6 protein-coding genes are annotated in these 9041 nt (G+C 61.1%); 4 read left to right on the top strand and 2 right to left on the bottom strand.

From position 1 onward, the window contains the following. Positions 1-1148 (top strand): transposase (locus GT495_RS08715; RefSeq protein WP_204986912.1); only part of this gene is annotated, 1148 nt, incomplete at its 5' end. A gap of 120 nt (positions 1149-1268) precedes the next feature. Here the strand turns inward: GT495_RS08715 and grcA3 are convergent. Beyond that, positions 1269-1520 carry an autonomous glycyl radical cofactor GrcA3 gene (grcA3, locus tag GT495_RS08710; protein ID WP_006234861.1) on the bottom strand — a complete coding sequence of 84 codons (252 nt, stop codon included), beginning with the start codon at positions 1518-1520 and terminating at the stop codon, positions 1269-1271. Between the two features lie 85 nt (positions 1521-1605). Next, on the bottom strand, positions 1606-3657 hold the full coding sequence (pflB, locus tag GT495_RS08705; RefSeq protein ID WP_035137643.1) for a formate C-acetyltransferase: 2052 nt from the start codon (positions 3655-3657) through the stop codon (positions 1606-1608). Between the two features lie 549 nt (positions 3658-4206). On the opposite strand from pflB, the gene GT495_RS08700 reads away from it, so the two are divergent. Genes GT495_RS08700 through GT495_RS08690 form a run of 3 tightly spaced genes read left to right on the top strand, consistent with a single transcriptional unit; the run spans position 4207 to position 8875 of the window. Next, positions 4207-4656, top strand: a complete 450-nt coding sequence (locus tag GT495_RS08700) for a MarR family winged helix-turn-helix transcriptional regulator (RefSeq protein WP_052044097.1) — start codon at positions 4207-4209, stop codon at positions 4654-4656. Beyond that, positions 4653-7019 carry an ABC transporter ATP-binding protein gene (locus GT495_RS08695; protein WP_161162362.1) on the top strand — a complete coding sequence of 789 codons (2367 nt, stop codon included), beginning with the start codon at positions 4653-4655 and terminating at the stop codon, positions 7017-7019. The genes GT495_RS08700 and GT495_RS08695 overlap by 4 nt, the downstream gene beginning before the upstream one ends. After that, positions 7019-8875 (top strand): ABC transporter ATP-binding protein, encoded by a 1857-nt coding sequence (locus GT495_RS08690; protein WP_161162361.1) that lies wholly within the window; start codon positions 7019-7021, stop codon positions 8873-8875. The genes GT495_RS08695 and GT495_RS08690 overlap by 1 nt, the downstream gene beginning before the upstream one ends. The last annotated feature ends 166 nt before the right edge of the window (positions 8876-9041 follow it).

Genomic DNA, 9041 nt, shown 5'->3' with positions numbered 1-9041 from the left:
CGCAACCGGTGAAACCGCCTTTGCGCGAACGGTGCGCCTGTTTAGCGAAACTGGTGAAAAATAGATTGACGCTAACACGGGCCTCACCAGGCACCTCGCGTCGCTGGGTGATGCCCGTGCGCGAGGCGCTCTCCCCGACGAGGACGCAGAGGAGGCGCCCGGGGCAGGGAAAGTGCGACGAGGCGGACGCGGAGAGGGCCGCCCGCGCGGCGATATCCGGCTCAAGGCTCGGGACCCCCAAGAGCCAGGACGGGTGGGTCGACGGGGTGCGCTGCATGCTCGCGGCGCGCTCCGGGGCGGTGAAGGCGCGGACCTCGGCGATCAACACCGCGAGGTCGCTGCTCACCACCGCGCCGGAGGGGCTCAGGTCGAGGTTCCGCGGGATGGCGGGGCCGAGGCTGATGGAGGAGCTCCCCTCCGTGCGCGCCGAGGGCGCGCTGGGCGCCGCGCTCGGAGCGCTGGCGGACCTGTGGGCGGCGGCGCGCGACGCGGCGCTCGACATGGAGCTCGCGATCGAGGCGTCCCTGGAGGAGAACTGCCCCGCGCTGCTGGCGATGTACGGGTGTGGGCCCGTGAGCGCGGCCAAGCTCGCGGTCGCGGCCGGGGACAACCCGGGCAGGCTGCGCTCCGAGGCGTCGTTCGCGGCGATATGCGGCGCCTGCCCCATCCCCGCCTCGAGCGGCAAGACCGTGAGGCACAGGCTCAACAGGGGCGGCGACCGGCAGGCGAACAGCGCGCTGCACGAGATCGCGAGGCAGAGGGTCATGCGCGACCCCGAGACCGCCGAGTACGCCGAGAGGGCCAGGGGGCGGGGAAAGAGCGACAGGGAGGTCATGAGGTGCCTCAAGCGCTACGTGGCCAGGGAGGCGTACCGGGCGCTGATGCGCCCGCACGAGATCAGGAGGCCCGAGGACGCCTCGGATCTCGTGGCGGCCAGGCGCGCGGCGAAGGTCAGCCAGGTGAGGGCGGCGTCCATACTGGGCACCAGCGAGAAGTACATCTCGATGCTGGAGAGGGGCCAAAGGGAGCTCAAGCCCATAAGGAGGGCCTACGAGGCATGGGTCGAGGCCGGACTTCCGCTCGATTGGGACAGGCAAGCCTTCGAGGCCGAGCGCAAAATGGATTCTAAAAAACACCTTGCCAAATAGGAGCGTCAGGACGCAAAGAGGCTCGCCGCACGAAGTGCGCAGCGAGCCTCTTTGCATGTCCGAGGACGTTTTGGGAGGTAGCCCAAACAGCCCCGGCGATCCTGCGGGAGTTGAGCCCCTTTAGAACTTGTCGTGGAAGGTACGCGCAATGACCTCGTCCTGCTGCTCCTTGGTGAGCGTGTGGAAGTTCACGGCATAGCCGGAAACGCGGATGGTCAGCTGCGGGTACTTCTCGGGGTGAGCCTGAGCGTCGAGCAGCGTCTCACGGTTGAAGACGTTGATGTTCAGGTGGTGGCCACCCTTCTCGGCGTAAGCGTCGAGCATGTGGACCAGGTTATCGGCCTGAGTCTCGGAAACTTCAGAAACCTTCATAATGTGTCTCCTTCGATTAATAGGCGCCGGCCGAAACCGGCGCACTAATCAGTAATCGTTATTGTTAGTATAGCACTAACAATAGTTACTCGCCCAGCTGATCAAGGTCGATATCGCCAAAGAACACCTGGTCCTCCTTGCCGAGCGCACTCGGGATGATGGAGAAGGTGTTGGAGATGCCGTCCTGAGCATCGCGGAACGGGAGCTTGGAAACCGAAGACAGCGAAGCGATGGCGCCGTGGCTATCGCGCTTGTGCATGGGGTTAGCACCCGGGGCGAACGGCTGGCCAGCCTTGCGGCCGTCGGGCGTGGAGCCGGTCTTCTTACCGTACACGACGTTGGAGGTAATGGTCAGAACCGAGGTCGTGGGCACGGAGTTGCGGTAGGTGTCGTTCATGCGGATGTACTCCATGAACTGGTGCACAACGTCGTGAGCAATCTGGTCGACGCGGTCGTCGTCGTTACCGTACTTGGGGAACTCGCCCTCGGTCTCGAAGTCGACGATGATGCCGTTCTCATCACGGACGGGGTGGACCTTGGCGTACTTGATGGCGGACAGGGAGTCAGCCACGACGGAAAGGCCAGCGATGCCCGTAGCGAACCAGCGGTGCACGTGCTTGTCGTGCAGAGCCATCTGGATGCGCTCGTAGCAATACTTGTCGTGCATGTAGTGAATGATGTTCAGCGAGTTGACGTACACGCCAGCGAGCCACTTCATCATGTCGTTGTACTTGGCCACAACGTCGTCGTAATCGAGCGTATCGCCCTCGACGGCGCGATACTTGGGGCCGACCTGCTTCTTGGAGACCTCGTCAACACCGCCGTTGAGTGCATACAGCAGGCACTTGGCCAGGTTGGCGCGAGCGCCGAAGAACTGCATCTCCTTGCCAATGCGCATGGAGGACACGCAGCAGGCAATGCCGTAGTCGTCGCCGTGATAGACGCGCATGAGGTCGTCGTTCTCGTACTGGATCGAGGAGCTGGCGACGGAAGTCTTGGCGCAGAACTTCTTGAAGTTCTCGGGCAGACGGGTCGACCACAGAACGGTCATGTTGGGCTCGGGGCTGGTACCCATGTTCTCGAGCGTGTGCAGGTAGCGGTAGCTCATCTTGGTAACGAGCGTACGGCCGTCAACACCCATGCCGCCGATGGACTCGGTGACCCACTGCGGGTCGCCGGTGAACAGGGCCTGGTACTCGGGAGTACGGGCGAACTTGACCATGCGGAGCTTCATGATGAAGTGATCCACGAACTCCTGGATCTGCTCCTCGGTGAAGGTACCGTTGGCAAGGTCGCGCTCAGCATAGATGTCGATGAACGTAGAGGTACGGCCGATGGACATAGCGGCGCCGTTCTGCTCCTTGACGGCAGCAAGGTAGGCGAAGTACATCCACTGGATGGCCTCCTGCGTGTTGGTAGCAGGGTTGGAAATGTCGAAACCATAGGTCTCGGCCATCATCTTGAGCTCGCCGAGGGCGCGGATCTGCTCCTGCAGCTCCTCACGATCGCGGATGTTGTCGGCGGTCATGACCGTCGGGGTGGAAGCCTTCTGGGCCTCCTTGTCCTTAATCAGGTAGTCGACACCGTACAGGGCGACACGACGGTAGTCACCGATGATGCGGCCGCGGCCATAGCCATCGGGCAGACCGGTGATGATGTGAGCCGAGCGGCAAGCACGCATCTCGGGGGTGTAAACATCGAAGACGCCGGCGTTGTGGGTCTTGCGCTCGAAGGTGTAGCGCTCGACAACGTTCTCGTCGACCTTGTAGCCGTGCTGGCTGGCGGCCTGGCAAGCGATGCGGATACCGCCGTTGACGTGCAGAGCGCGCTTGAGCGGCTTGTCGGTCTGGAGGCCGACGATGGTCTCCTTCTCGCGGTGGGCGTTATCGATGTAGCCAGCGGGGTGGCTCACGATACCCGTGACGGTCTTGGTGTCCATATCGAGGACACCACCCTGCTCGCGCTCCTTAAGCAGCAGGTCGAGAACCTCGCCCCACAGCTCCTTGGTACGCTCGGTCGGACCTACGAGGAACGACTCGTCGCCCTCGTAAGGGGTGTAGTTCTTCTGGATGAAGTCTCGGACGTCAACCTCTCCCGTCCAAATGCCTTCCTTGAAGCCTTCCCATGCCTCCTGCATTGTGTAACCACGCTCCTAGTTACGTGTAATGCGGCGCTCTCTCACACCGCTGCTTATTGAATTCTTGAATTTTCGGCTTGCACTACCGGCTTCTTCCGTTCTTCACCACACGTTGGTGCAGGGAAAAACGTTTGTCCACCTTGGAACTGCAACCCAAAACCCAAGATTTCACCCGTTTGAGAAGGATAACATAGCGACCCTCTCCATCTGGGCTGTTATATGTTTCTTTTTTTATATCATAAGGGCGTTTTTTACAAACCCGCAGGAAATGCGAGCGTGAACAACTACCGTTCACCGATTTGTTTAGTTTTTTCCTTGCCTTTGTACGACGTTCACTCTAGCTGTTATGCCAGCTTTAGCAGGGTAAAGTGCCTCTGAGTGGGCTTTAGGACGTGCTCAGAGATCTACCCCTAACTTTGCTGATACCGACGGTGTACGGAGGTCGCCTAAAGGTTGTTTTCTAGGCATTTCCCAAAATCTACCGTATAGGGTGCGCGTGCGGGGGTATCATCTTTCACCGAAAATAGTTTCTAGTGTTAGGGGTTTTCGGTGGAAGATACCGATTTCCGTGAACTTGGGCGTCAGCTCCTTACCGAGTTCGGCAGCATGCATCAGCGCATTTCGCGCTTTGCGGACAAAGCCCTCGGCGGCGAGATGGCCGTCATGCGCGCCCTTATGCTCGCTGGCGGTTCGCTCACGCCGAGCGAACTCGCCGATCGCGCCTGGGTCTCGAGCGCCCGCATCGCCAATATCCTACGCGCTCTCGAAGCCAAGGGCTGGGTCGAGCGCGAGCACTCAAAGACCGACCGTCGTCGCGTACACGTCACGGTGACCGACAAGGGATTCCAGGATCTCGAAATCAAACGACGGGAATTCGAGGAGCGCACCGCGGCCTTCCTCGAGCAGCTCGGCGAAACAGATACCCAAGAGATGGTGCGCCTTCTAAGACGTGCCAACGAAATTATCGACCGCAATCAAGAAAGGAGAGATGCCGAGTGAGGATTCTCAAGCTCTTTAAAAAGCACGTCCTGGCACTGTTCACAGCTATCGTACTTATCGTAATCAGCTGCAACGCCGATCTGGCACTGCCTACCTATATGAGCGACATCGTCGACGTGGGTGTGCAGCAAGGCGGCATCGCGTCGCCCGTACCCGACACCATCCGCGCCGAATCGCTCGACGACCTCGAACTCTTTATGAGCGCCAAGGACGCCAAGACGGTAGAAGCTGCGTTTGGCAAGGCAGACAAAAACGGGATTCGCACGTACAAGGGAACCGAGGATGAGCGCGCCGACGGCAGCAAGCTCGCCGATATCATGAGTCTGCCCGAGACCGTCGTCCTTTCGCTCAACCAGGGTATTGACGCCAACTCCATGGGTGACATGATGGGCACGTCCGGTGAGAAAGACAACAGCGGCGCCCAGGCCATACCCACGCCCGAGCAGATGGCGGCGATGACGCCCGAGCAACTCGCCGAGATGCAGCAGAAGGCCGCAGCCGCGCAGAGCATGCAAAAACAGATTGATGCCGACGGCGGTAAGATCACCATGAAGAGCCTGCGCTTGGGTGTCGAGGGCGGTCTGGTAGACCAAATCAAGCTCGTCGAGGGCGCCAACCAAATGGCGGACAAAATGGGCTCCATGTCGGGCTCCATCGTGACCCAGCGCGCCGTGAGCTATGTACAGGACGAGTACAAGGCACAGGGCATCGACCCCGCCGACGTGCAGAACGCCTACCTGGGCCGCATGGCGACCACGATGTTTGGGCTGTGCCTGGTGTCGCTCGTCGCCACCATCCTGACCGGTGCCGTGGCTTCGCGCACCGCCTGCTCCATCGCCCGCGACCTGCGCCGCGAGACCTTCAACAAGGTTATGCACTTCTCGCCGGCCGAGGTGGGCAAGTTTAGCCAGGCCTCGCTCATTACCCGCTGCACCAACGACATTCAGCAGATCCAGATGGCTGCAACCCTGTTTATCCGCATGTGTCTGATGGCCCCCGTCATGGGCATCGTCGCCGTCATGCGCGTCCTGGCTAACCATACCGGCCTGGAGTGGACCATCGCCGTTGCCATCATCGCGGTCTCGGCCGTCGTCGGCGTGCTCATGGGCCTCACCATGCCCAAGTTCAAAAAGATGCAGAGCTTTGTGGACCGCGTGAACCTTACCGCCCGCGAGCTGCTCGACGGCCTTATGCCCATCCGCTCGTTCAACCGCGAAGAACATGAGCTCGAGCGCTTTGACAAGGCTTCGCTCGACCTGATGACCACGCAGCTCTACACCAACCGCGCCATGAGCTTTATGATGCCGCTCATGATGCTCGTCATGAACTGCATCACCGTGCTTATCGTGTGGTTTGGCGCGCAGGGCGTGTCCGACGGCGTGATGCAGGTCGGCAACATGATGGCGTTTATCTCCTACACCATGCAGATCGTCATGGCGTTTATGATCCTCACCATGGTTTCGGTTATCCTGCCCCGTGCCGAGGTCGCAGCCGAGCGCGTGGAAGAGGTCATCACCTGCCCCACGAGCATCAATGACCCCGTCTCACCCAAACTGCCCGCGGCCAGCGCGCCGCGCGGTGAGCTCTGCTTCCGCGACGTGAGCTTCCAGTATCCCGATGCCCGCGCCGACGTCATTAGCGGCGTGAACTTCACCACGCATGCCGGTCAGATGCTCGGCATCATTGGCTCCACGGGCTCGGGCAAGTCCACGCTCGTGCAGTTGATTCCGCGCCTGTACGACGTCACGGGCGGCGGCATTTCACTCGACGGCACCGACGTGCGCGACATGACCCTTTCCGAGCTGCGCCGCCGCATTGGTTACATCCCGCAGCAGGGGCGTCTGTTCTCGGGCACCGTCGAGAGCAACCTCAAGTTTGCCGGCGACATGGTGAGCGACGAGGACATGCGCCAGGCCGCGCGCATCGCCCAGGCGGAGGACTTTATCGCCGAGCGCGAGGGCGGCTACGACTCCCCCATCAGCCAGGGCGGCTCCAATGTCTCGGGCGGTCAGCGCCAGCGTCTGGCCATCGCCCGCGCCCTGGCCAAAAAGCCCGAGGTCGTGGTGTTCGATGACTCGTTTAGCGCCCTCGACTACAAGACCGACGCTCGCCTGCGCGAAGAGCTCGCCAAAAATGTTACCGATGCCGCGCTCGTGGTCGTGGCCCAGCGCATCGCGACTATCATGCACGCCGACCAGATCATCGTGCTCGATGACGGCCACGTAGTGGGCACCGGCACGCACGAAGAACTGCTGCACAGCTGCCCGGCGTACCTGGAGATCGCGCAGTCGCAGCTTTCCGCCGAGGAGCTGGGGCTCACTCAAGAAGAAATTGCAGCCGTTATGGAAGGAGGCGAGCACTAATGACAGACGAAACCAAGACTCAGATTCCCAAGCCCACCCGCCAGCGCGGTCCCATGGGCCGCATGGGTGGCATGGGCCGCGGCGAAAAGGCCAAGGACTTTAAGGGCACCATGCGGCAGTTGCTCGGCTATATCGGTCAACACAAGGTTGCCGTGCTTGCCGCCGTCGCCTTTGCCGTGTGCTCGGTCGTCTTTAACATTGTGGGACCCAAGGTGCTCGGCCAGGTTACGACCAAGCTGTTCGAAGGCCTGGTCGCCAAAGTCAACGGTACCGGCGATGTCGACTTTGCCTGGATCGCCAAGACGCTCGGCTTTTTGCTCTGCCTGTATCTGGCAAGCTCTATCTGCAGCCTGATCCAAGGCTGGCTCATGACCGGTGTCACGCAAAAGATTTGCTACCGCATGCGCAAGGAGATCGCCGCCAAGATTGCCGTCGTGCCGATGAGCTACTTCAACGGTCACAGCAAGGGCGATGTGCTCAGCCGCATCACCAACGACGTCGATACGCTCGGCCAGTCGCTCAACCAGAGCGTGACGCAGCTTATTACGTCCGTCACGCAGATTATCGGCGTGCTCGTCATGATGTTGTCGATCAGCCTGCCGCTCACCGGCGTCACCGTGCTCACGCTGCCAGCAGCTGCGATTATCCTGGCCGTAATGATTCACTTCTCGCAGCCGTACTTCCGAGAGCAGCAGCAGGTTCTGGGCACCGTCAACGGTATTATCGAGGAAGACTTTGCCGGCCAGAACGTCATTCAGGTGTTCGACCGCGCCGAGGCCTCGATCGAGGAGTTCGACCGTCAAAACGACCGACTGTTTGTGAGCGGCTGGCGCTCGCAGTTCCTGTCGGGCCTGATGATGCCGCTTATGAGCTTGGTGGGCAACATGGGCTACGTGGGCGTCGTCGTGGTGGGCGCGCAGCTCGCGCTGACCGGCAATGCCACACCCGGCGACATCCAGAGCTTTATCCAGTACGTTCGCAACTTTACGCAACCCGTGCAGCAGCTGGGCAACGTGAGCAACACGATGCAGTCGATGGCCGCTGCCACCGAGCGCGTCTTTGAGTTCCTGGCCGCGCCCGAGGAGGAGCAGAAGGCCGACGCGCAGATTCCCGAGAAGCGCCCCGGCCATGTGGAGTTCGACCATGTCAAGTTTGGCTACACGCCCGACAAGACCATCATCCACGACTTTAGCTGCGTGGCGCAGCCCGGCCAGACCATCGCCATCGTCGGCCCCACCGGCGCCGGCAAGACCACGCTCATCAAGCTGCTGCAGCGCTTTTACGATGTGGACGGCGGTTCGCTGCGTGTCGAGGGCGTCGACGTGCGCGATTGGGACCGCGCGGCACTGCGCGGCGAGTTTGCCATGGTGCTGCAGGATACCTGGCTGTTCAACGGCACGATCCGCGAAAACATTCGCTATGGACGTCCCGACGCGAGCGATGACGAGGTCGAAGCCGCTGCACGCGCCGCACGCTGCGACCACTTTATCCATACGCTCGCCGGCGGCTACGACTTTATGATCAATGAGGAGGGCACTAACCTGTCGCAGGGCCAGCGTCAGCTCGTGACCATCGCCCGTGCCATTTTGGCCGACCGCCCGGCGCTGATTCTGGACGAGGCGACCTCCAACGTCGATACCCGTACCGAGGAGCTTATTCAGCGTGCCATGGATGCGCTGATGCAGGGCCGCACGAGCTTTGTCATCGCGCACCGCCTGTCCACGATCCGCAACGCCGACGTGATCTTGGTGATCCGTGACGGCGACATCGTCGAGAAGGGCACGCACGACGAGCTGCTCGCCCAGGGCGGCTTCTACGCCGACCTGTACAATTCGCAGTTCGACGAGGCGGCGTAAATTCTGCCGCAGGGAACGAATAACGCCCGAGAACGGGTGCGCAGGACAACCTGCGCACCCGTTTTTTCGTCCACGGCACTCGAATTAGCTCTCTTGGGGCCCGATTGACAGCCCCTTCCGGACCCTGTGGCCAAAAAAGGTCAAATATGAGTACTGTTACATTTTT

Source organism: Collinsella sp. BIOML-A6, from assembly GCF_009875845.1.
Taxonomy (GTDB): Bacteria; Actinomycetota; Coriobacteriia; order Coriobacteriales; family Coriobacteriaceae; genus Collinsella; species Collinsella aerofaciens_H.
The sequence above is the reverse complement of the archived record's forward strand: the minus strand, read 5'-3'. Positions and strand labels throughout refer to the sequence as shown.

Coding starts and splice junctions, on each gene's coding strand:
- GT495_RS08690 (WP_161162361.1), top strand. CDS start 7,019: ATGACAGACGAAACCAAGACTCAGATTCCCAAGCCCACCCGCCAGCGC.
- pflB (WP_035137643.1), bottom strand. CDS start 3,657: ATGCAGGAGGCATGGGAAGGCTTCAAGGAAGGCATTTGGACGGGAGAG.
- grcA3 (WP_006234861.1), bottom strand. CDS start 1,520: ATGAAGGTTTCTGAAGTTTCCGAGACTCAGGCCGATAACCTGGTCCAC.